This window comes from Mesorhizobium sp. P2_C7 (genome assembly GCF_056404515.1).
This window is the reverse complement of sequence record NZ_JBFUDW010000007.1, coordinates 114,912-136,170: the sequence shown is the minus strand read 5'-3', so window position 1 is coordinate 136,170 and position 21,259 is coordinate 114,912. Positions and strand designations below refer to the sequence as shown.

The window sequence follows — 21,259 nt, the reverse complement described above, 5'->3', positions numbered from 1 at the left end:
AGAGCCTAGAGCTTTCGCAGCGAATTTCGTTTCCGTCTGAAGGATAAAATCATGGCATCTGTGGCATTTCTCGGTCTTGGCGTGATGGGTTATCCGATGGCCGGGCACCTCAGGATCAAGGGTGGCCATGACGTCACCGTCTACAACCGCACCAAGGCCAAGGCCGAGCAATGGGTTGGCCAGCATGGCGGCAGCCTCGCGCTGACGCCGGCGGAGGCGGCCGAGGGCAAGGATTTCGTCTTCTCCTGCGTCGGCAATGATGACGATCTGCGTTCGGTGACGACAGGTCCCGAAGGTGCCTTCAAATCGATGAAGAAAGGCTCGGTCTTCATCGACAACACAACGGCCTCGGCCGAGGTCGCGCGCGAACTGGCGGCGGCCGCGCAGGCCGGTGGTTTTTCGTTTCTCGATGCGCCGGTCTCCGGCGGCCAGGCAGGCGCCGAGAATGGCGTACTGACGGTCATGGTCGGCGGCGAACAGGACGCTTTCGACAGGGCCAGGCCCGTCATCGATGCCTATGCGCGCATGGTCGGCTTGATGGGATCGGCCGGTGCTGGCCAGCTCACCAAGATGATCAACCAGATCACCATCGCCGGCCTCGTGCAGGGCCTGGCAGAAGGCATCCATTTCGGCAAGAAAGCCGGGCTCGACATCGAGAAGGTGATCGAGGTGATTTCCAAGGGTGCGGCCGGTTCCTGGCAGATGGAGAACCGGCACAAGACGATGAATGCCGGCAAATATGATTTCGGCTTCGCCGTCGATTGGATGCGCAAGGATCTTGGCATCTGCCTGACCGAGGCCGACCGCAACGGAGCCAAACTGCCGGTGACAGCACTTGTCGACCAGTTCTACAAGGATGTGCAGGCGATGGGCGGCAAGCGTTGGGATACGTCCTCGCTGCTGGCGCGCCTGGAAAAATAAGGTTCGCGATGACCGAGCTTTCGCCCCAATCCAGTGCCGACGAAATCGTCGCGCATCTGCGCTCGATCGGCTCGGAGGAAAATCGCCTTGGCATGCTGCGCTACGGCATCAAGATCGAACGTGCGCTTGGCATCTCGCACGGCGTGCAGCGGCAGATTGCCAGGAAAATCAAACGCAACCATGAGCGCGCTTTCGCGCTGTGGCAGACGGGCATCATGGAGGCGCAGTTCATCGCTTCCGTCACGGCCGATCCGAAGCGGTTTTCTGCAGCGGATGCAAGACAATGGGCGTCGAGTTTCGACTCCTGGGATATCGTCGACGGCGTCTCCGATCTCTTCGTCGACACGGACGCCTGGAAAGACCTGATTGCTGAGTTTGCGGCCGATGAACGGGAATTCGTTCGACGCACGGCGTTTGCCATGATGGCCTGGTCTGTCGTCCACCGGAAGAAAGAGCCCGAGGCGACCTTTCTCGCCTTCCTGCCGATCATCGAAGCGCATGCCACAGACGGCCGCAACTTCGTGAAGAAGGGCATCAACTGGGCCCTTCGTTCGATCGGCAAACGGTCGATGGAAATGCACGGTGCTGCCCTTGCTGTCGCCGAACGGCTCGCGCAATCGACGGACAAGACGGCGCGATGGATCGGCAAGGATGCTGTGAAGGAACTATCGGATACCAGGACGCTCGAGCGCCTCGCCGCCAGGAAAGGCTGACGGACCTGAAATCCGCTTTACGGAAGTGACGCGCTCGACACGCGCCGATTTCGAAAACCTGTTCGAACAGCCGGGCGCACCGAAATATTGCTGGTGCATGGCCTGGCGTCCTCTGCCCAATCGCGAGCATGTCGAGAACGACGAGAAAAAGCGGGCCATGATGGCGTTTGTCGACGCCGGCACGCCGGTCGGCATCCTCGCCCATCTTGATGGCAAGACCGTCGGTTGGTGCTCGGTCGCGCCACGCCAGACCTATCGCAAGCTTTCACGCCAACAGGACGACAGCCAGACCGATATTTGGTCGATCGTTTGTTTTTATGTGCCAAGGGCCTTGCGAGGCGGCGGGTTGGCAGCTGCGCTGCTCGACGCGGCCATCGATCACGCCTTCGCCAAGGGGGCCGGAACAATCGAGGCTTATCTGGTCGATCAGGCATCGCCGAGCTACAGCTTCATGGGCTTTCGCGACATGTTTGCGGCGCGCGGGTTCCACGAGATCGGCATGGCCGGTTCTCGCAGACATGTGATGCGGCTCGAGCGTTGACGCCATTGGCAGCGGCGTCTCTACTCGGGTCCAAAGGAAGCGGCCAATGAGCAACGATATCGGATCATCCATAGCGCTCGCAGCGTTGTTTGTGTGCGTGGCCGCCGCCAGCGCTTCGGCCGAGACCGCACACATATTCTGGAGGGATCTGCGCCCGGCGACGCAGACCGCAGCCGAAAACGTCGGGCTGCCAATGATCGCGGCAAAATTGCCCGACCATGGCGAGACGCTGTCGCTTAATCTGCAGGACAAGACTATCCAGTTGGCAGGCTATGCATTGCCCGTCGATCGCGACGGAGACCTTGTCTATCAGTTCCTGCTGGTGCCGTGGACGGGCGCCTGCAGCCACATGCCGACGCCGCCGCCCAACCAGATCGTGCTGGTCACGCCGGCCCACCCCTACAAGATGTCGGAGGCCTATCAGCCGGTTGCCGTCACCGGCGCGCTGAAGCCGGCTATGGAGAAAAGCCAGCTGTTCATACTCGATGGCGTCAGCGTCATCCAGTCCGGTTACACCGTGCGCAAGGCCGATGTGGTGAGCGTCGACAGCGTGCCGGACACGATCACGCTGCCGGTGAACTCACCCTGGAGCTTTCTCAACAAGAAAAAGAACTGAGAAGCCCGGGTCAGCTCAAGCGGCGTTGGCGCCAGATTCCTTGTCCAGCACCATGTAATCCAGTGGGATCTCGGTCGTGTATTTGATCTGCTCCATGGCGAAGGACGACGACACGTCGCGGATCTCGATCTTGGCGATCAGTCGCTTGTAGAAGGCGTCGTAGGCGGCGATGTCGGGCACCACGACGCGCAGGAGATAGTCGACATCGCCGCTCATGCGGTAGAACTCGACCACTTCGGGAAATTCCTGGATGACCTCGGAAAACCGCCGCAGCCATTCATGGCTGTGCGAATTGGTGCGGATCGACACGAAGACGGTGACCCGCACATTGACCTTTTCATGGTCGAGGATGGCGACGCGCCGCTTGATGACGCCCTCTTCCTCAAGCTTCTGGATGCGCCGCCAGCAAGGTGTCGTCGACAGCCCGACTTTCTTGGCAACGTCGGCGACCGCGAGTGTCGCGTCCTCCTGCAAGAGGCGGAGAATTTTTCTATCGAGGCGGTCCATCTTTTTCTCTCCGGGGGAATAGATTGGCTATATTCCGCCTTATTGGAGCCTTTCACAAGAAAGAAATTCTGCCGATCGGGCAAAAAGCGAGTGATTTCTTGCTGAAAGTTCAATCGAGACGATAGCGGATTTCCGATCTCAGGAATGGCAGCAAATCCATTTCAAACCATGGATTCTTCTTCAGCCAACCGGTGTTGCGCCACGACGGATGCGGCAGCGGCAGCACTTTCCGGCTGCCGGGCTGATCCCAGATGGCACGCCAGTCCATCACCGTTTCGGTCAACGAAGGTCGGCGCACGGCACCCATGTGCCAGGCCTGCGCATAGATGCCGATCGTAAGCACCAGATCGATCCGCGGCATCAACGCCATCAACGGCGCGCGCCATGCCGGCGCGCATTCGCGCCTCGGCGGCAAGTCGCCACCCTTGGCATCCTGGCCAGGAAAGCAAAAGCCCATCGGCACGATGGCGAACTTATCGATGTCGTAGAATTCCTCGCTCGTCACCCCGAGCCAGCTGCGTAGGCGGTCGCCGGAGGCGTCGGTGAACGGCATGCCTGTGATATGCGCCTTGGTTCCCGGCGCCTGGCTGGCGATCAAGATGCGGGCCCTGGACGATGGTCTCAACACCGGTCGCGGTTCGTGCGGCAGTGGCTTGCCGATCGGACTTTCGACGCAGATGCGGCAAGCGCGAACCGTCTCGGCGAAGCTTTCGAGCGCATCCTCGTCGACCGTGATCTCGTCCGAAAACTGGCTTCCGCTTTTCAGGATCATGGTCAGGCGGCCGCACTCGGCCGGCTGGAAACCGCCTGATGCCAGCGCAACACATTCGCGCATTCGTCCGGCACCTTGATGCGTGCCGGTTTCATGAAGTCGACGGCGATCAGGCCGGTGATGTCGGCAATCGAATAGCTGTCACCAGCGATGAACTCCCGGTTGCCCAGTTCACCGTCGAGCAGCCTGAGGAATTCCACGGCCTTGGGTTTGTTGGCCTCGCCCCATTCGGCAATTTGCGGAATTTCCCATTCCTTCATCGCCGGGTGGATGTGACGGAAGGCCTGTGCGACGCAACTGAGCAGGTTGAATTCCATCCGTCTCTGCCACATCTCGACTTGCGCCTTGCCGAGCGCGCCACGTCCGAACAGGGCCGGCTCGGGCTGCAACTCCTCGAAATAACGGCAGATGGCGACGGATTCGGTGAGGATAGTGCCGTCGTCGAGTTCAAGCACCGGCAGACGCTGCAAAGGGTTACGCGAACTGACCGACGGCTTCCTGTGCTCCAGCGCGCCCATGTCGATGGGCACCAGCGGAACAGTGATGCCCTTCTCGGCCAGGAAAACGCGGACCCGCCTCGGATTGGGTGCGCGGCCACCGTCGAACAACTTCATTCCCATCCTCCCGGTTTCCCAACAACCATAGAGTTCAACCCCTTACGGGGTTACCAGAACCGAAAAATCTCACGCACGGCATCGCCGATCGACGCCAGCGTGCCGTGCTTTCTCTCGACGACTTCGCCGTGATGGCTGTCGCGCCAGTCCTGCGGCCGGTCGAATGTACCCGCCCACATGCCGACCCTTGCCGCACGGGCCGTGGCCTCCTCGCTCTCGAAGCCGCCAAACGCAACCGCCCAGCCCGCCTCCACCTGCGCGCGGTTGAGATCCTTGTCGCCGGCGGTGCAGTTGCCAAGCAACCGGCCGTAGCGGTCCCTCTGCCAGCCGCTACAGGAGACGGGCTTGCCGGCGATCAGTCGCACCAGCGCCTGGCGCGCAAGCGTGCCGCAGGGATAGTCGGCGCCATTCCTGCGGCAGGTCTGCGTATATTCTGGAGCGTCTATACCGCGCATACGGACACGCTCGGCGCCAAGCGTGATGGAATCGCCATCGTTGACGATTGCCACACCCTCCGTCTTGCGTGTTTCCACCCGGTCGAGACGAGCCGCCAACAGGATCAGCAATCCGAGAATGATGACGGTAAGCCCGTAATCCATCAGCCTGCGCCCCAAGCTTCGGGGTGGCGCAGCGTATCGCCGACGCGGCCTCGTGCCCCATGAACGGCTCATATGACAAACGGTTGGTTAATCATTCGAACGTAGCTTAACACTTGGAAACCGCTGCTCGCATAAATTGAAGTTTCATGCCCTTGCAACGCTCGAACACAGCGGACAAGTTCATAGTGGACCGCAGGAAACCTCATCGCAACAGCGATGTCGCGCGCGCGGTGCGCAAGACGCGCGACCGTCTTTCGCAGCAGGCCGGCAATCCCGACTTTGATCGCGAACTCCTGAAGCTCCACGCCCGCGCGATGACAAGCGGCGCCATCGCCATCCCGCTGCTCGTTCTGGCGATCGCGGCAGCCGGCCGGTTTACCGGCGTCGGCAATGAGATCGGCCTTTGGGCCCTGTTCACGCTCGCCTGCTACATCATCGTCACCTTCCTGGCGCGGCGCATTGAGCGTACTGAAGCTTCCGAGCTCAACCCATTGCAAACACAAAGGGAATTGCTGATCGGCCACTTCCTTTGCGGGCTCGGCTGGGGGTGGTTCGTCTGGCTTGGCTGCAGCACCTGCCTGCCCGACCAGTTCCAGGTTGTCAAAGCGGTGGTGCTGCTGGTCGCCATGGCGGCCACCGCTGTCATGACCTCCTCCCTGGGCGGCGCCTTGCTGGCGACCTTTGCCGTTCCGGTGGCGCTCTACGCCTATGCCGGCGTCAAGCTGTGGATGCCGGTCGGGGCGATCATGGTGGGGCTGCTGGTCGTGTCGTTGCCCTTCTTCGCCTATGTCGCCCGTCACCTCAACCGCGCGTCCCTGATGCTGTTGTCGTTCCGCTCCGAAAAGGATGCGCTGGTCGCCGAACTGGAGACGGCGAAATCGATGTCCGACGAGGCGCGGCGGCGGGCGGAAGACGCCAATCTGGCGAAGTCGCGGTTTCTCGCTTCGATGAGCCACGAACTGCGCACGCCGCTCAATGCCATTCTTGGCTTTTCCGAGGTGATGTCGAACGAGGTGCTCGGACCGATGAGCAACCCGACCTATCGCGACTACGCCCATGACGTGCACGAGTCCGGCCAGCACCTGCTCGACCTGATCAACGAAATCCTCGACCTGTCGCGCATCGAGGCCGGCCGCTACCAGCTCAACGAGGAGCCGGTGATGCTGCTCAACATCGTCGAGGATTGCTGTCACATGATGGAATTGAGGGCGCGCAACAAGGATATCCGCGTCATCCAGGATTTCGAGCATGAGTTGCTGCGCCTGTTCGCCGACGAACGGGCGGTGCGGCAGATCACGCTCAACCTACTCTCGAATGCCATCAAGTTCACCGCCAGCGGCGGCGAAATCCGCGTTCGCGTCGGCTGGACAGCGGGTGGCGGACAGTACATTTCAGTCAAGGACAATGGTCCCGGCATCCCCGAGGACGAAATCCCGGTGGTGCTCTCGGCCTTCGGTCAGGGCTCGATTGCCATCAAGAGCGCCGAGCAAGGCACCGGGCTCGGCCTGCCGATCGTGCAAGGCCTGCTCGCCATGCATGGCGGCGAGTTCGAACTTCATTCCAAGCTGCGCGAAGGCACAGAAGCGATCGCCATCTTCCCGCTGAGCCGGGTGATGGAAGAACTGCCGGCGCTGCCGACCGCGGCGGTGGCGGCGCGGCGGCGATAGCAGACTTCGCTCGTGTGTCTGGCGTCTAACCCCGAACGGCCGCCGCCATGCCTGAACTGGTCAGCGCCGCTGCCTTGACCAAGCCTGCGGCAAGAGCGGCCCCTGCCCCTTCACCATGGCCGATGCCCAGATCGAGCAACGGGCGAAGACCGAGGCGCTCGGCGGCCCTGGCATGCGCGGGGTCCGGCGACACGGTGGCAAGAAGGCAGTGGTCGAGTGCCGCGGGGTTGGCGGCATGCAGCGCTGCCGCAGCCGCCGTTGCCGCAAATCCGTCGAGCAGAACCGGTATCTTCTGCATCCGTGCGGCGAGGATGGCGCCGGCGATCGCCGCGAACTCACGGCCACCGACCCGGCGCAGCGCCTCCAACGGGTTGCCGAGGTGGCCGCCATGAAAGGCCAGTGCCGCATCGACCACTTCAGCCTTGCGTGCCTGCATCGCCGCACCGGCGCCGGATCCCGGGCCGACCCAGTCTGCGCCCTTGCCTCCGAACAGCGCCGCAAACAGGGCCGCAGCAACAGTGGAGTTGCCGACGCCGAGATCGCCGAGGCAAAGCAGGTCGGTGCCTCCCGCGATCGCTTCCATGCCGAAGGCCATGGTGGCGGCGCAACCGTGCTCGTCCAATGCGGCATCCTCGGTGAAGTCGGCGGTCGGGATGTGCAGGGCGAGATCGAAAACCTTCAGCCCGAGATCATTGGCAATGCAGATCTGGTTGATGGCAGCACCTCCGGCGGCACAAAGCTCGACCGCGTTGGCCGTCGCCGCCACCGGCCGTGGCGAAATGCCATGCCGGGTGGCGCCATGGTTGCCGGCAAAGACCGCCATCAACGGCCTTGTCACGGCGGGCGGAGCCCGCCCGCTCCAGGCCGCTAGCCAGGCGGCAATGTCCTCGATGCGACCAAGCGAATTGACGGGCTTGTCGGCCTTGGCAAACAGCGTTCGAACACGGGCCTCGGCTGTCGTGTCGACTGCCGGCAAGTTGGCCAACAGGTTGCGAAAATCGTCGAAAGGCAGCGCGCTGGTCATGTCGTCGGCATTCATTCCCTGAGTTGGTGAGCGGCATAGCCGCCTTGCGCGGTTGGCACAACCTCCTGGATCATGCCCATGCATTTGCCGCAAAGGTCGCCGCGAAGGGCGCAATTGCGAGGGCTTGCATTGGCTTTGCGGTTGCACCATGTGGAGGTGGAACAAGGGATTCCTGATGGAAACCCTCAAGAGAAAGACATGACGGTCATCGAATCCCCGTGCATCTTGGTCTGTTCGATCGACATGAAAACCGGCTTCTGTTTCGGTTGCGGACGCACGCGCGAGGAAATCGGCGCCTGGATCGGCATGACGCCCGAAACGCGTCGCTCCGTCATGGCTGAATTGCCTGCCCGTCTGGAAACAGTCGAGCGTCGGCCGCGGCGGGAAACGCGCCGCGCTCGCATGACGCGCGAACGCGACGCGCTTTCGTGAGGCGACCACACAGATGAACCGCCTGTTCTGGATACTGATTGCCGCAATCGGGGTGGGAGCAGTCCTGCTCATGCTCAACGATTCCGCCGGCAGCACGCTCGGGGTCGAGAATTACGATTTTGGTCGGCTGATCTGGCTTGGCGCCTTTGGCGCGCTGGTCGGCGCCGGCCTGCTTCGCTCAGGCAGGCCCCTGGGCGCCATGGCCCGCAACCTCGGCGCCTGGGCGGCCATCGCGCTTGCGCTGATCGCCGGCTACCAGTATCGATACGAACTGCAGGACGTTGCCAGCCGCGTCACCGCAGGCCTTGTTCCCGGCAGCCCGCTGGCTCTGGGCGTCGAGGACGGCCACGCCACGGTGACACTCGACAAGGCGGACAACGGCCATTTCGAAGCCCGCATCCTGGTCAACGGCAATCCAGTGCGGGCCGTGGTCGATACCGGCGCGACCAGCACCGTCTTGACGTCCGAGGACGCCCAGGCATCCGGATTCAATCCAGCGGCGCTCAACTACACCATACCGGTCTCGACCGCCAACGGCATGGCGCGCGCCGCGGCCGTCAAGACCGATCAACTGGCGATCGGCGGCATCGTGCGCAAGGACATGCCGGTGATGATTGCAGCACCCGGCATGCTCAGCCAGAGCCTGCTTGGCATGAACTTCATCGGCTCGTTGTCGGGCTTCGATGTGCGCGGCGACCGCATGATCCTCAGGGATTGACCCCGACCTAACGCGTCAGGCCGCTTCGGCCGCCGCTCCACCGAACTCGACGGCTGCGAAGGCCGTTTTCAGCACGTCCGGTCCGGCACCGGGCCGGGTCGCATCGGTGGACAGGATCTGGCGGTAGCGGCGCGCGCCGGGCAAGCCATGGAACAGTCCGACCATATGGCGGGTGACATGGCCAAGCCGCCCGCCCTGTTCGATATGGTGGGCCGCGTACTCTGCCATGGCATCGATCAGCGCGGCGAAATCGAACGCGTCGGACTTGACGCCGTAGAAGGCGGCGTCGACGCCGGCCAGGATGCCAGGCGTGTGGTAGGCGGCGCGGCCAAGCATGGCGCCGTCGACATGGTCGAGATGCGCCCGCGCCTCCTCGATCGACTGGATGCCGCCGTTGATGCCAATGAATTCGTTTCGTTTTCTGGCCTTAAGCCGATAGACGCGGCTGTAGTCGAGCGGCGGGATGTCGCGGTTTTCCTTGGGGCTCAGCCCTTCCAGCCACGCCTTGCGCGCATGCACCCACAGCGCGTCGGCGCCGGCTTCGAAAACACCGTCCGCCAGCGTATCGAGCGCCGGCTCGGGATCCTGCTCGTCGACGCCGATGCGGCATTTGACGGTGACGGGAATCGCCACCGCCGCTTTCATCGCGGCGACGCAGTCGGCGACGAGGCCAGGCACTTTCATCAGGCAGGCGCCGAAAGCGCCCGATTGGACGCGGTCGGACGGGCAGCCGACATTGAGGTTGATCTCATCATAGCCAAAGGCTTCGCCGATGCGCGCCGCCTCGGCGAGTATTCCGGGATCTGAGCCACCGACCTGCAAGGCGACGGGATGCTCCGCCGCATCGAAGCCAAGCAGCCGCTCGCGCGCGCCATGGATAACCGCGTCGGCCACCACCATCTCGGTGTAAAGCAGCGCACGGCTGGTCAGCTGGCGATGGAAGAACCGGCAATGCCGATCCGTCCAATCCATCATAGGCGCAACGGAAATCCTATGAGCTTGATTTATCACACTTTTTCTCGTATTTTCAGGACCTTAAAACGTGCACACGTTCGCCGTTTGTACGACACGATATCCGTCAGTTTTCGCATTTTGTACTCCTCCCTGTGCACACAGCGTGCACGAAAAAGAGACCACCCATGGCATCCATCAACAAGTTGGCTTCCGGCAAGTGGCGTGTGCAGGTTCGCTGCAAGGGCCACTACCTCACCACCAGCTTCTCGCTCCGCAAGGACGCCGAGATGTGGGCGCGCCGAATTGAGCGAGAAATCGACCTGGGTCAGAAGCCTGCTCCCAAGCACAAGGACGGGATCAAAACGGTTTCCGACCTGATCGACCTGCATATCGCGGATATGACGGAAGTTGGCAAGGTGATCGGGCGTTCGAAGGCATTCAGCCTGGACCTGCTACGAGCCAGGCTCGGAAGGCTCAACATCGCCGATCTTAATCGCGAACAGGTCATCAAGTTCGGCAAGGAACGAGCCGAGGAAGGCGCCGGACCTGTCACCGTTGGAATAGATATCGGATACATCCGGACATTGCTGGTGCACGGCGCGGCTGTGCATGGACTGCCTTATTCAGCGGAGCCGGTGGAGCTTGGTCGTGTCGCCCTCACCCGCTTGGGTCTTGTTGGCAAGGGCAACGAGCGCGATCGGCGACCGACGCTTGAGGAGATAGAGACCCTGATCCGATACTTCAGAGGAAACAACTTCCAGATTATCCCCGTCGATAAGATCATTCGCTTTGCGATCTCAACCGCCATGCGGCTCGGGGAAATCTGCAACGCCACTTGGGAGGACCTCAACGACCGCAACAACACCCTGCTGATCCGAGATCGCAAGGACCCACGCCACAAGAAGGGCAATCACATGCGTATCCCGCTCCTCGATGTGAGTGGTTACGACGCCCGCGCGATCCTCGAAGAGCAGCGTTTCTCCACTGAGGGAAAGGGACGCATCTTTCCTTACAATGGGAAGTCGACCGGAACCGCCTTCCGACGTGCGTGTCATGAATTGAAGATCGAGGACCTGCACTTCCACGACCTGCGTCACGAAGGCACAAGCCGCCTGTTCGAAGCTGGCTTCACCATCGAGCAGGTCGCGATGGTCACCGGGCACAAGGATTGGAAGATGCTCCGCCGCTATACCCATTTGAGGCCGGAGCATCTTCATGTGATCGCGGCGAGGCTTCAACAGACACCGCCAAATACGGAGTTGCGGCAAGCAATCGGCTAATACCACCTTCGGGAAGAGCGGGGTCAGCTATAACGTTAACGTGCCGTCCTAGCCGCGGCTTGCTCCATAATGTCGCTACGCCTATTGCCAGTAGAATTGAACACCACAAGGAATGACGATGACCGACGAAACCCACAACCATTCGACCGAACTAGCCGAACTCACCGCAGATGTAGTCTCCGCCTACGTCGCCAATAACCCGGTCCCGGTGACGAGCTTGCCCGATCTCATCGCTTCGGTTCACGCGTCTCTGTCGGGAATTAGACAGCCAGAAACGAAGCCTGCGGCGGAGCTTGTCCCCGCAGTAAATCCGAAGAAATCAGTGTTTCCTGACTACATCATCTGCCTGGAGGACGGGAAGCGGTTCAAGTCGCTGAGACGGCACTTGAACGTCGATTTTGGCCTCTCCCCTGAGGAGTACCGCACAAAATGGAATTTACCGCACGACTATCCCATGGTTGCGCCGAACTACTCCGCCACGCGATCTGCTCTGGCGAAAGCAGCCGGATTGGGCGTGAAGGCGGCGCCGGCGAAGAAGACTCCAGGCAAGCGCAAAGCATAATAGGGCAAAAAGGCTCGCCGTCCCATTCGCGAGACGGCGAGCCTCCCCATGCCCAACCCTAACCCCAACACACCTTGCAAAGCAATTTCAGTGCCAGCTTATATGTCCCATCGCAGGACGGCATGACGCTACGTCAAGAATCAGCTAGCGCTTGGATTGCGGCGGACCTGATACCGTCTGGCTGGCGCCGATCAGGCAACACCTCCCAAGCTGGCGCCAGCCATTTTCTTAGGCTCGAAGCATAGAATTGACGCACGCACCCAAAGCTGAGAACTATATCGGCGGGGGAAATAGATGGTTTTTCGCCGTCTTGGCGCGATCGGTCTCGGTGTGGCATCCATCATCGGCTGCGCTCATGCCCAGGAAGCCTGCGACCCCAACTACGCGGGGGCGTGTGTTCCAATAGCCAGCGATGTCGATTGCTCATCTGGAAAGGGCAACGGTCCAGCATACGTACGCGGCCCGGTCACTGTCGTAGGCACGGATATCTATGATCTCGACCGGGACGGCGACGGCATAGGCTGTGAAAACGGCTAGAGCACTACGGCTTGGACGGCCCGGTTCCGCTCCACTGGATGAACGGCACCTCCCTCCCGGTCACTTCCCGCACGGCTTTCAACAGCATCTCATGCAGGACGCGCGTCTGACGGTAGTGGTCGCAATGCGGCGATATAAACGGCTTTACGATGCTCAGGTGCAGCGCTTCTGCGGCTACTACAAAGCGCTCAATTTCGGCCTGTGAGAATTGCTGCGAACCTTTCGACCTGGCCATGCCCTACCCCCGAAACCTTTCCATGTGCCAGACGATTTTGCCGTCCACCTTCATTGGCTTGTGGATCATCAGCCGTTTCGGCAAGTGCTCAGGGTGAACCTCCATCAGCGTAATCTTGATCTGAGGCTTGCAGCGGCTGCAATCGAACTTCAGCCGGAGCGGATCAGCGCCGCCCCCATAGACCATCATCAGATCCGCCGATCGGCAGTAGCGGACGTTGCCGCAGCTGCACTCGGCTTTCACAAGCATGTTGTGCCGGGTCGCCTTCCCCAGCGTGTCGATCGGATCGTGCGCCATGCTGACAAAAGAGGAACATATTCCTGTTCCGTCAAGAGGGATTGACTCTCGTGTTCCTATTTTGTTCACTGCGGGTAAATTGGAGACACCTGATGAAACCGTTGATTGCCACGGAAGCCGAACAGCCCGAGATTTACGCCACGGTACGGCGCGAGATGCCCGCCATTCATCGAGCCGTCAGCAAGATGGGAAAGCAGATGCGCGGCCTCTCACCCCTCAGCCAAAAGGCGGCCATCGCCGAACTGACCGCTATCTGGTGCCTGGCGAACTATCCCGATGACCTCGATCGTGCATTGTCTTTGGCAGAGGCCATACGCCATCAGGCCGACATCTATCTCCGTGAGAGCCAGAACACCGGCGGCGCTCGCCACTGATGTGCGGCCGCTACACGCGATATCTCACCTGGTCTGAAATCCACCGGCTCTACCGGCTGACGGCAGCGGCCGAGATCGGCCGCAATGACGAACCACGCTACAACATCGCGCCAACGCAGGACGTGCCGTTCGTCACTGCCGGTGAGGATGGCAACCACAGACTACGCGAAGGGCGCTGGTGGCTGGTTCCGTTCTGGGCGAAGGAGATACCCAAGGCGGCGATGTTCAACGCGAGAATTGAGGGCGTCGATACCGCGCCAGCCTTTCGCGACGCCTTCAAATCGAAGCGCTGCCTGATCCCGGCGGACGGTTTCTATGAATGGACCATTTCGCCGGCTGACGGGAAGAAGGACCCTTGGCACATCTACCAGCCCGGCCACGCGCCATTCTCGTTTGCAGGCCTCTGGGCCTACAATTCCAATCTCGACATCACAAGCTGCACCATCATCACAGAGCCCGCCGCAGAGGCGATGAAGCAGTTGCACGATCGGCAGCCCGTCATCCTTGACCAGGCTTACTATGACGCCTGGCTAGATCCTGCGACACCCCAGGACAGCCTCAAGGATATTCTCAGTCACGACATTGACGGCCAGCTTCAGTTCAACCGTGTCGGGCGTGATGTGAACACGAGCGCCGTCAATAAGTTGCCCAATGACCATCCAGGTCTCGTTGGGCCGATCAACCCGTTATGAGCGACGAACCCTCACGACTTGCCGAAGGTATGACAGCGCCCCCGCGCGATCGACGACGCATCGACAATCACGCGTGCGAGCACGCCGGCTGCGGCAAGGATGCGGGGTTCGGCTTTTCGAAGCCGCGTCAGCCCTCGCACTGGTTCTGCATGGAGCACCGCGGCGAAGGCGAGCAACATCTTTCTGGAGCAGGATGGCGCCAATGACCCGCGCGACAAAGCGCGACGTGTTCGCCGTGAGCCGCGCTGGTCTCCAGATCACCGCCCAACGACGTTGACGACCGCCGCCTGCAGGATAGACGGATGAAACGCGAGGTCAGGGAGGCCCTGTCCGACGTCCGCGCCTTCGGTCTCGCGCCTTATGACATCATGAATTCTTAGTTGATGTCGCTGCGGCTGGAACGGCCCGAATTTACCATGTTTGTTTGGGTTTGATTAAAATGGGCAGCGCAAGGTCACCGTATGCGAAAGATCAATCCCACCTGCGCTGCAATCCTCTTGGCTCCATTTCTGATTTCGGCAGCACTATTTGTAGCTGCGCTGACGCTTGACGGAGGTTCGCATACGGACCCTCGGATCACCTCGTCTGTGAGGTAACAACCCCTGCTGCTGGGACCAGCGTCCGGATAGCGTCAAGTTCTTGGCAGATTGGCCTTACCTTACGTAAGAACGGACGGGGCCATTTAGGTGAACGTCAGGCGCGGAGCAACCGGAGTACCAGCCAACTCTATTTGACGTTGCGACTTTTCAACCAAGCATGCAATGGGGTGGAACAGGCGCGCGTCACGCGCCTTCAGCTCAAAAGGCAGCGATGATCGCCTCGAGCGATACATTCAATGCGTTGGAAAAGGTCCTGCCCTTCTGCCAAATCGCCACGTAGTGATAGAGCGCGGACGGCTCCACTGGCCTTATTCCCAAGTGAAACGCCGCGTATTCGCGCGCAATGATCTCATTGGTTATCGAAATGCCTAGGCCAGCCGAAACGTATCCGGCTTCGTGACCGTTGCAATCGAATTCCACGAGTATGTCCGGCTCAACGCCGGCGAAGCGCAAGGCATTGAAGTTCATCTGGTGGGCGGCGAATTGGGGATCGATATCGACGATCGTTTCGCCTGCCAGGTCGTGTGCCTCGATACAGGTCTGTTTTGAAAAGCGGTGGTCGGGGTGAAAGATGCATACATTTCGGGCCGACCCAAGCGGCGCCCACTCAAACAGACTCGGATCCAAGGGCAACCTCGAGATACCGAGATCTGCCCGCCCGGCCAGGACGTGCTCGCCGATCTGCTCGTAGCTTCCCGAAATCGACCGGACATTCGAAGCCGTCTTTGCGTGGATGATCGCCACGACCTTGGGCAAGGTCACGAAACCGAAAACAGAAGGAGCGGCAATCGCGATCCGCTGCTTTTCCTCGTTCTTCATAGCGAAGATCGATGCTTCCAGCCGATCCAGGGACGTCAGGGCGAGTTCCACGTTTCGCAGGAGTTCCCAGGCCTCCTGCAAGGGGACGATCCGGTTGGCTGATCTCTTGAAGAGTGTGATGCCGAGCGCGGTCTCGAGTTGCTTCACATGTTGACTGACGGCGGGCTGGCTTATCCCGAGCGCAACCGCTGCTCGCCTTGTCGAGCCGGCCCGCAACACTTCTCGGAACACCTTCAGTTGACGGAGCTTCAGGTCGCTCTGCAGCAACTCCATCCCTGCGCTCCTTTCCCTGATAACGCCCACCCGGGAAGCAGATACCGCCAACCTGGGGAGCAACGAACCGCCTCAGTATATAACGGTGCGTTATAGATAAAATAATAAAACTTATAGATTGAGTGTGTAATTTCACACGCTAGAATTGGGCAACATCTCCAATTAACTCCAAATTACCAATATAACAATTCGCAACCTTGGGTTATACGTCTGAGTCCGCGCGACAAAGGGCCGGCGTATCCTGCGGTATTGCGAGTCGAGGAAAGCGCCCCATGGGTGGTTTTACTACTCAGTTTGTTGTCGCACTCACCGTGACCATAAGCCTGGCTCTTGTCAGCGGCTGCCTGGGTACGGCATTCGGGCTGTTTCTGGCCATTTCGAAGGGCACGGCACAGCCGCGCCTCAACAGCGTCGTGACGGCCTACACGACAGTTGTTCGTGGTGTACCAGAACTTCTCATTATCCTGCTCATCTACTTCGGCGGAACGACGCTCGCCAGCAAGATCGCCGGTCGGTACGTGGAGGTGAACGCATTCACCGCAGGGGTTATCGCGCTCTCGGTCGTCTTCAGCGGCTATGCGACCGAAGTGTTTCGCGGCGCGATTGCGGCGGTGCCAGCGGGTCAAGCCGAAGCGGCAAAGTCGCTTGGGCTGAACGCCTGGCAGCGTTGGGTGTTCATCATCGGACCGCAGATGCTGCGGCTGGCGCTGCCGGCCTATGGCAATCTCTGGACTTCGCTCTTCAAGGATACCGCGCTGGTTTCGATCGTCGGCCTGACCGACATCATGCGCGTTGCGTATGTGGGGGCCGGATCCTTGCGCGCGCCATTGACCTTCTACCTTGCGGCCTCCGCCCTCTACCTCTCGCTGACCACCGTCACGCTGCTTTCGATCCGGCTGGCTGAGCGGCGCTATCCGGCACTCGGCCAGTAGGAAAGAGCGACCGATGAATCTCGGCTTGATGTTTGACGCACTGGTTGTCCTGCCCTCGGGCGTTGGTCTCACATTGACCTTGACGGTCCTGTCGCTGACGGCCGGATTTCTTCTATCGGTGCCGCTGGCGTTCATCCGTGCGTTCGGACGTCCCGGCCTCTCGCTGGTGGTGCTCGCATACACCTATGTGATCCGCGGCACGCCGATGCTGGTTCAGCTCTTCCTGCTCTATTATGGCCTCGCTCAGATCGAGGCGGTGCGAGCCAGCATCTTCTGGGTGATCCTGCGCGATCCTTTCTGGTGCGCCCTTTTGACATTCTCGCTGAACAGCGCGGCGCACACCACCGAGATCCTGTGCCGCGGTCTCCAGTCCGTGCCCAAAGGTGTCACCGAGGCGGCCACGTCTCTCGGCTTGAAACGCTTCCAGATCGCTCGCCTGGTCACCTTCCCGATCGCTTTCAGGATATCGCTTCCGGCCTACGGGAACGAGGTCGTGGGGATGATCAAGGGCTCGTCGCTGGCGAGCACCGTAACGCTGCTCGAGATAACCGGCATGGCGAGACAGATGGTGTCGACCACGTTCGCGCCGTACGAGATCTTCATCGTCGCCGGAGCGATCTATCTATCGCTGACGTCGATCGCGGTGAAAGCGATCCAGTTGCTGGAGCGATGGCTTTCGACCGACGGCCAACCGGTGCGACGTCGAAAGGCGCGATTGCGCCCCGCCCTACCTGATCCAGAGATCACGACGCCCCTGCCCTGACCAGTGGGTTTGTGGCGGCCCTTTCCATCTTAAACAACGAAGAGGTGCATCATGCGCATACCCCTGGCTATTGCTGTTTCTATCGCATCCCTGATGTCGGCATTCCCGGCGAGCGCGAAAAGCGAGCGCGTCATTTCGATCGCCTCCGAAGGTGCTTCGCCGCCTTGGGACAGCACCGACGCGAACGGTCAACTCTACGGCTACGATATCGATGTCGGACAGGAGTTGTGCCGTCGCATCCAGATCAAATGTACCTTCGTCCCGCAGGATTGGGACGGGATCATTCCGGCACTGCTTGTCGGCAAGTTCGACGTGATCATGTCCGGCATGGCGATCACGGAAAAACGCAAGCAGAAGATCGCGTTCTCCGTTCCCTACGCCACCGGCTTCAACCAGTTCGTTGTGCGCAAGGACCTGGGTCTCGATCCTGGCGACATCAAGCAGAAGGTCAACCTCTCGAGCCTCGGGGCCAAGGAAAAGGCGACCATCGAACGCCTCAGATCGACACTCGCCGGCAGGGCGATCGGGGCCTTGCGCTCGTCGAATTCGGAAGCAGTCGTGAAGGAAATGCTGGGCGATGTCGTGACCATTCGCAGTTATGACAGCCAGGACAACATGAAGCTCGATCTTGCGGCGGGTCGCATCGACGGCGGCCTTGCGGACTATTTCACCTGGCGGGATTTCCTGGAGACGCCTGCCGGCTCGGATGTGGTGTTTTTCGGGCCTGAACTGAAGGGCGGTCTCTGGGGGCCAGGCGTCGGCGCCGGCATGCGCAAGGACGAGGCCGAGTTGCTGGCCAAGTTCAACGCGGCGATCGACGCGGCCACCAAGGATGGGACGATCAAGGCGCTGAGCCTGAAATGGTTCAAGAGCGATATCTCACCGGCCGTCTCGCAATAAGCGGCAACCGACTTCCACATTGACTTGGCGCTGGCCGGAACGCCGGCGCCCTCCCCTCCTTCAAGGCGAGTTCCATGAAAGACCAGTTCTGCGCGGTCGTTACCGGCCAATCCCTGATCAAGCACGACATTCGTGACGTCAAAGACGAACGCTTCATCGCGGTTGCGGACTTCCTGCGCCAAGGCGACGTCGTCTTCACCAACTTCGAGTCGACGATCCTCGGCAAGCACGGCGGGTGGCCGACCAAGGGCAAATACTTCGGCTATTCCAGGGCTGAAGTGCTCGACGCATTGCAGGCCATTGGTTTCAACGCGCTTGCGCTGGCGAACAACCACGCTTTCGATCTCGGCTCTGGCGGCATCCTCTCGACGCTGGAGGAAGTGGAAGCGCGGGGCTTCCTCCATGCCGGCATCGGGGCTGACGAGACGAATGCGAGGAAACTGGGCCGCCGCCGGCTGGGCGCGCGCGAGGTCGCGCTTCTCGCGCTGGATGCAGGCCCAGGCCCGACCAACATGTATGCTGAAGACCGCACGGCTTTCCGGCCGGCTCGGCCCGGCGTCAATCGTCTGAACACCTTTCGCAAGATGGAGGTGCCGGACGGACATTTCAGCAGACTGGCAAGGCTGGGCGCTCATTTGCAAAGCTCCCCATTTGAACTGGCCAATTATGCGCAACCGGAGGACCCGGTAGAGGTCTCGGCTGACAAGGAGATCAATTTCTACGGCACCGTGTTTACGCAAGCCGCCGATTTCGGCCGTCTGATCGAAGTCGATCAGCGGAGCGCGAGTGTCCATCTGTCCGCCATCCGCCAAGCGGCGGCACAGGGCGACTTCGTCATCGCCTATCTGCACCACCATCATTGGGAACCAGGTTGGCAGGACGTGCCGCGCTGGGTGCAGACCTTCGCCCGGATGTGCATCGACGCCGGCGCCAACCTCTTTGTCAGCCACGGCGCTCCAGTGCTGCAAGCCGTGGAAATCTACAGTGGCTCGCCGATCTTCTACGGTCTGGGAAATTTCCTCTTCCATGTGCACCCCGACGAAAACGAATGGGATCCACCGGAAGTCTGGCAAAGCATTGTCGCCGCGTGCCGTTATGAAGCTGACGGAAACCTAGCGGGAATAGACCTCCTGCCCGTCGTGATCGGGGCGGAGGCCCAGTCTCTCGGATCGGCAAAGGGCAGATCGGTACCCGTCGCCGTCGCGGGAAGCGCGGCGCGAGACATCCTCGAGGGATTCGCCACCCGCTCGCGGGCGTTCGGCGTCGAAATCGAAGTATCCTCGGCTTGCGGCCGCATCGCCCTGCCCGCTACCCGAAAATTTGGCTGACAAGCGCAACTGGCCGTCAGACGGTCTTGCATTCGGCCGGCGCGGATTCGCCGGCCGCTTCGCTATCCGCCTCTGTGTCTGGCAGGGCCAGTTCTTCTCCTAGCGCTGCGATCAGGGACGAGACGCGACCGCGCACACGCGGCGGAAGCTTCAACAGCCCCTCAATCAGGCGCCGGCCCTCCGCGCTGGCGATGAAATGCAGGCGCTCATCGACCGGCAGGGGCCGCGCCTCGACGCGGGCTTCATCGTTTCCCGGTAGGCCTTCGAAGAAGCGGCCGACAGGAACGCCGAGCGAGCTGGCGATCTCGTAGAGCATCGACGCGCTCACGCGATTCCGCGCGTTCTCGTATTTCTGGAGCTGCTGGAAACTGATCCCTATCGATCGGGCAAGCTGGGCTTGCGATATGTCGGACTGGACGCGAACGGTCGCTATCTGCCTGCCGACATGCCGATCGGCGGGATGAGGATCACTGTCGATCTTTGGCTCCGGCCCCGTCCGAAAGAGGACGGAGCGTTGCGGTTTCAACAAGGCCTTTTGATCCTCCACAAGCAAAGTCGGATAGAGAGTCTGTCGCGCACGCTCCCGGTTCCTCACACCCGTGTTAACTGCAGATCGAATCGCCATTAAATATACCTTATAGGGTGCATAATGACCCTATAGGTGGCAAACAATATCGGCCTGCCGATTGTGGACTCATGGTCAGTCCACGACAGATTCGAGCCGCACGGGCTTTGCTTGGTTGGTCGCAGCAGGAGCTTGCCGACAAGGCAATTGTGTCGCTGAATGCGCTGGTCCGGTTGGAAAACGGCAAGGTAGATTCCCGGATCAGCACTCTGCAGGCCATTGAGGCGGCTCTGATAAAAGCGGGTGTCGAATTCCTGTCTGCTGGTCAAAAGGGTGAAGGTGTACGGCTCTTAGATCCTCAGGTTTGAATGTCCCGTGACGGAAAGACAGGTTCTCGCAATTGCAATTTGCCACAAGTAACCTCCTGCGGATGACGAGAGGCAAAGTCGTGGTATTGTCGGAATCAGCCGTGATCCGAGCTCGCTGAAGCTTGGTTGTGGTCAGCCTGGGCAGTTGCTGCACCATCCGTCCGTCAACTTGATTGCAAATTGTCTAACGTCCGTCATTTAAGCTGACATTCGCTCCAAAGTCAACCAAAAAGTCTGATTTTACCTAATGAGCCAAATTTCCGTGGAGCAATGCAGAGGCGCAAGAGCGATGCTAGGCTGGAGCCAAGCTGAACTGGCCGAATCTGCAAGTGTTTCGCGCGCTACGGTTGTGGATTTCGAACGAGGATTGCGCGTCCCACATCGCAACAACCTTGGTGCCATTCGTGAAGCGTTCGAAGCTGCCGGTATAGAATTTATTCCGGAGAACGGCGGCGGTGCTGGCGTGCGCCTGGCCAAACGGCGCTAGCGGCGCCGAACGCACCGCTTCGAGCGATTTGCCCAAATCTGAAGCCATCCTGGTGTGCGAATTCAAGACAACTGCTTCGGTTTGCAAAGGTGTTTAGGTGAACCGTTGCAGACACCAACTTCTGGCACTTTCGCGCCAAAAAGTGGACATTTGAGTTCGTACGCACCAAG

At 60.6% G+C, this 21,259-nt stretch carries 27 protein-coding genes; 17 read left to right on the top strand and 10 right to left on the bottom strand.

The genetic code is table 11. The features are described from left to right. Positions 1–51 precede the first annotated feature (51 nt). From AC1D2G_RS16435 to AC1D2G_RS16420, 4 genes are read left to right on the top strand one after another with little or no spacing between them, the layout of a single operon-like run. Positions 52–921, top strand: a complete 870-nt coding sequence (locus AC1D2G_RS16435; RefSeq protein WP_477415322.1) for an NAD(P)-dependent oxidoreductase — start codon at positions 52–54, stop codon at positions 919–921. 8 nt (positions 922–929) lie between these two features. Next, positions 930–1,634 (top strand): DNA alkylation repair protein, encoded by a 705-nt coding sequence (locus tag AC1D2G_RS16430; protein WP_477415320.1) that lies wholly within the window; start codon positions 930–932, stop codon positions 1,632–1,634. A gap of 25 nt (positions 1,635–1,659) precedes the next feature. Next, positions 1,660–2,175 carry a GNAT family N-acetyltransferase gene (locus tag AC1D2G_RS16425; RefSeq protein ID WP_477415318.1) on the top strand — a complete coding sequence of 172 codons (516 nt, stop codon included), beginning with the start codon at positions 1,660–1,662 and terminating at the stop codon, positions 2,173–2,175. A 46-nt stretch (positions 2,176–2,221) separates the two neighbouring features. Next, positions 2,222–2,791, top strand: coding sequence for a DUF3299 domain-containing protein (locus AC1D2G_RS16420; RefSeq protein WP_477415316.1), 570 nt, complete (start codon positions 2,222–2,224; stop codon positions 2,789–2,791). 15 nt (positions 2,792–2,806) lie between these two features. On the opposite strand, the gene AC1D2G_RS16415 is transcribed toward AC1D2G_RS16420, so the two are convergent. From AC1D2G_RS16415 to AC1D2G_RS16400, 4 genes are all read right to left on the bottom strand, one after another. Further along, the gene (locus tag AC1D2G_RS16415) at positions 2,807–3,298 is read right to left on the bottom strand and encodes an Lrp/AsnC family transcriptional regulator (protein ID WP_006205209.1); all 492 of its coding nucleotides are present in this window, start codon (positions 3,296–3,298) and stop codon (positions 2,807–2,809) included. 109 nt (positions 3,299–3,407) lie between these two features. Next, a complete protein-coding gene (locus AC1D2G_RS16410) occupies positions 3,408–4,133 on the bottom strand; it encodes a uracil-DNA glycosylase family protein (protein ID WP_477415314.1) in 726 nt (241 codons plus the stop codon). Continuing rightward, positions 4,073–4,684 carry a glutathione S-transferase gene (locus AC1D2G_RS16405; protein WP_477415312.1) on the bottom strand — a complete coding sequence of 204 codons (612 nt, stop codon included), beginning with the start codon at positions 4,682–4,684 and terminating at the stop codon, positions 4,073–4,075. The genes AC1D2G_RS16410 and AC1D2G_RS16405 overlap by 61 nt, the downstream gene beginning before the upstream one ends. Before the next feature lie 50 nt (positions 4,685–4,734). Next, positions 4,735–5,355, bottom strand: coding sequence for a thermonuclease family protein (locus AC1D2G_RS16400; RefSeq protein WP_477415310.1), 621 nt, complete (start codon positions 5,353–5,355; stop codon positions 4,735–4,737). A 74-nt stretch (positions 5,356–5,429) separates the two neighbouring features. Between AC1D2G_RS16400 and AC1D2G_RS16395 the strand changes: the two genes are divergently transcribed. After that, positions 5,430–6,950, top strand: coding sequence for a sensor histidine kinase (locus AC1D2G_RS16395; RefSeq protein WP_477415308.1), 1,521 nt, complete (start codon positions 5,430–5,432; stop codon positions 6,948–6,950). A gap of 25 nt (positions 6,951–6,975) precedes the next feature. Here the strand turns inward: AC1D2G_RS16395 and AC1D2G_RS16390 are convergent, their stop codons facing one another. Beyond that, positions 6,976–7,974 (bottom strand): nicotinate-nucleotide--dimethylbenzimidazole phosphoribosyltransferase, encoded by a 999-nt coding sequence (locus AC1D2G_RS16390; protein ID WP_477415306.1) that lies wholly within the window; start codon positions 7,972–7,974, stop codon positions 6,976–6,978. A 198-nt stretch (positions 7,975–8,172) separates the two neighbouring features. Here AC1D2G_RS16390 and AC1D2G_RS16385 point away from each other — a divergent pair, with 198 nt between their 5' ends. Further along, entirely contained in the window at positions 8,173–8,406 is a 234-nt protein-coding gene (locus tag AC1D2G_RS16385; RefSeq protein WP_095091520.1) for a DUF1289 domain-containing protein, read from the top strand. A 13-nt stretch (positions 8,407–8,419) separates the two neighbouring features. Further along, positions 8,420–9,124 carry a TIGR02281 family clan AA aspartic protease gene (locus AC1D2G_RS16380; RefSeq protein ID WP_477304100.1) on the top strand — a complete coding sequence of 235 codons (705 nt, stop codon included), beginning with the start codon at positions 8,420–8,422 and terminating at the stop codon, positions 9,122–9,124. A gap of 15 nt (positions 9,125–9,139) precedes the next feature. On the opposite strand, the gene dusA is transcribed toward AC1D2G_RS16380, so the two are convergent. Further along, the gene (gene dusA, locus AC1D2G_RS16375) at positions 9,140–10,135 is read right to left on the bottom strand and encodes a tRNA dihydrouridine(20/20a) synthase DusA (RefSeq protein WP_477415304.1); all 996 of its coding nucleotides are present in this window, start codon (positions 10,133–10,135) and stop codon (positions 9,140–9,142) included. Between the two features lie 128 nt (positions 10,136–10,263). On the opposite strand from dusA, the gene AC1D2G_RS16370 reads away from it, so the two are divergent. Both AC1D2G_RS16370 and AC1D2G_RS16365 read left to right on the top strand, forming a co-directional pair. Further along, a complete protein-coding gene (locus AC1D2G_RS16370) occupies positions 10,264–11,358 on the top strand; it encodes a site-specific integrase (protein WP_477276194.1) in 1,095 nt (364 codons plus the stop codon). Positions 11,359–11,476: 118 nt separating this feature from the next. Then, positions 11,477–11,920, top strand: coding sequence for a Ros/MucR family transcriptional regulator (locus tag AC1D2G_RS16365; RefSeq protein ID WP_477276196.1), 444 nt, complete (start codon positions 11,477–11,479; stop codon positions 11,918–11,920). Between the two features lie 541 nt (positions 11,921–12,461). Here the strand turns inward: AC1D2G_RS16365 and AC1D2G_RS16360 are convergent. Together AC1D2G_RS16360 and AC1D2G_RS16355 are read right to left on the bottom strand one after the other, a co-directional pair. Beyond that, positions 12,462–12,692 (bottom strand): hypothetical protein, encoded by a 231-nt coding sequence (locus tag AC1D2G_RS16360; protein ID WP_477276198.1) that lies wholly within the window; start codon positions 12,690–12,692, stop codon positions 12,462–12,464. A 3-nt stretch (positions 12,693–12,695) separates the two neighbouring features. Continuing rightward, positions 12,696–12,989: a hypothetical protein gene (locus tag AC1D2G_RS16355; RefSeq protein WP_477276200.1), complete on the bottom strand. Its 294-nt coding sequence runs from the start codon at positions 12,987–12,989 to the stop codon at positions 12,696–12,698. Positions 12,990–13,081: 92 nt separating this feature from the next. Here AC1D2G_RS16355 and AC1D2G_RS16350 point away from each other — a divergent pair, with 92 nt between their 5' ends. Together AC1D2G_RS16350 and AC1D2G_RS16345 are read left to right on the top strand one after the other, a co-directional pair. Continuing rightward, positions 13,082–13,363, top strand: a complete 282-nt coding sequence (locus AC1D2G_RS16350; protein ID WP_477276202.1) for a hypothetical protein — start codon at positions 13,082–13,084, stop codon at positions 13,361–13,363. Then, positions 13,363–14,055, top strand: coding sequence for an SOS response-associated peptidase (locus tag AC1D2G_RS16345; RefSeq protein WP_113192528.1), 693 nt, complete (start codon positions 13,363–13,365; stop codon positions 14,053–14,055). Before AC1D2G_RS16350 ends, AC1D2G_RS16345 begins: the two co-directional genes overlap by 1 nt. A 797-nt stretch (positions 14,056–14,852) precedes the next feature. Here AC1D2G_RS16345 and AC1D2G_RS16340 read toward each other — a convergent pair. Next, positions 14,853–15,746 carry a LysR family transcriptional regulator gene (locus tag AC1D2G_RS16340; RefSeq protein ID WP_477415302.1) on the bottom strand — a complete coding sequence of 298 codons (894 nt, stop codon included), beginning with the start codon at positions 15,744–15,746 and terminating at the stop codon, positions 14,853–14,855. Between the two features lie 272 nt (positions 15,747–16,018). Between AC1D2G_RS16340 and AC1D2G_RS16335 the strand changes: the two genes are divergently transcribed. The 4 genes from AC1D2G_RS16335 (at position 16,019) to AC1D2G_RS16320 (ending at position 19,669) form a co-directional block, all read left to right on the top strand. Further along, entirely contained in the window at positions 16,019–16,678 is a 660-nt protein-coding gene (locus tag AC1D2G_RS16335) for an ABC transporter permease (protein ID WP_477415300.1), read from the top strand. 13 nt (positions 16,679–16,691) lie between these two features. Then, positions 16,692–17,441, top strand: a complete 750-nt coding sequence (locus tag AC1D2G_RS16330) for an ABC transporter permease (protein ID WP_477415298.1) — start codon at positions 16,692–16,694, stop codon at positions 17,439–17,441. A 51-nt stretch (positions 17,442–17,492) separates the two neighbouring features. Then, positions 17,493–18,341 (top strand): transporter substrate-binding domain-containing protein, encoded by an 849-nt coding sequence (locus AC1D2G_RS16325; RefSeq protein WP_477415296.1) that lies wholly within the window; start codon positions 17,493–17,495, stop codon positions 18,339–18,341. 74 nt (positions 18,342–18,415) lie between these two features. Then, positions 18,416–19,669, top strand: coding sequence for a CapA family protein (locus AC1D2G_RS16320; protein WP_477415294.1), 1,254 nt, complete (start codon positions 18,416–18,418; stop codon positions 19,667–19,669). Between the two features lie 16 nt (positions 19,670–19,685). Here AC1D2G_RS16320 and AC1D2G_RS16315 read toward each other — a convergent pair whose 3' ends face one another. Next, positions 19,686–20,294: a helix-turn-helix domain-containing protein gene (locus tag AC1D2G_RS16315; RefSeq protein ID WP_477415292.1), complete on the bottom strand. Its 609-nt coding sequence runs from the start codon at positions 20,292–20,294 to the stop codon at positions 19,686–19,688. Positions 20,295–20,365: 71 nt separating this feature from the next. Here AC1D2G_RS16315 and AC1D2G_RS16310 point away from each other — a divergent pair, with 71 nt between their 5' ends. Both AC1D2G_RS16310 and AC1D2G_RS16305 read left to right on the top strand, forming a co-directional pair. Beyond that, positions 20,366–20,602 carry a helix-turn-helix domain-containing protein gene (locus AC1D2G_RS16310; RefSeq protein ID WP_477415290.1) on the top strand — a complete coding sequence of 79 codons (237 nt, stop codon included), beginning with the start codon at positions 20,366–20,368 and terminating at the stop codon, positions 20,600–20,602. Positions 20,603–20,849: 247 nt separating this feature from the next. Beyond that, positions 20,850–21,089 carry a helix-turn-helix transcriptional regulator gene (locus AC1D2G_RS16305; protein WP_477415288.1) on the top strand — a complete coding sequence of 80 codons (240 nt, stop codon included), beginning with the start codon at positions 20,850–20,852 and terminating at the stop codon, positions 21,087–21,089. Positions 21,090–21,259 lie beyond the last annotated feature (170 nt).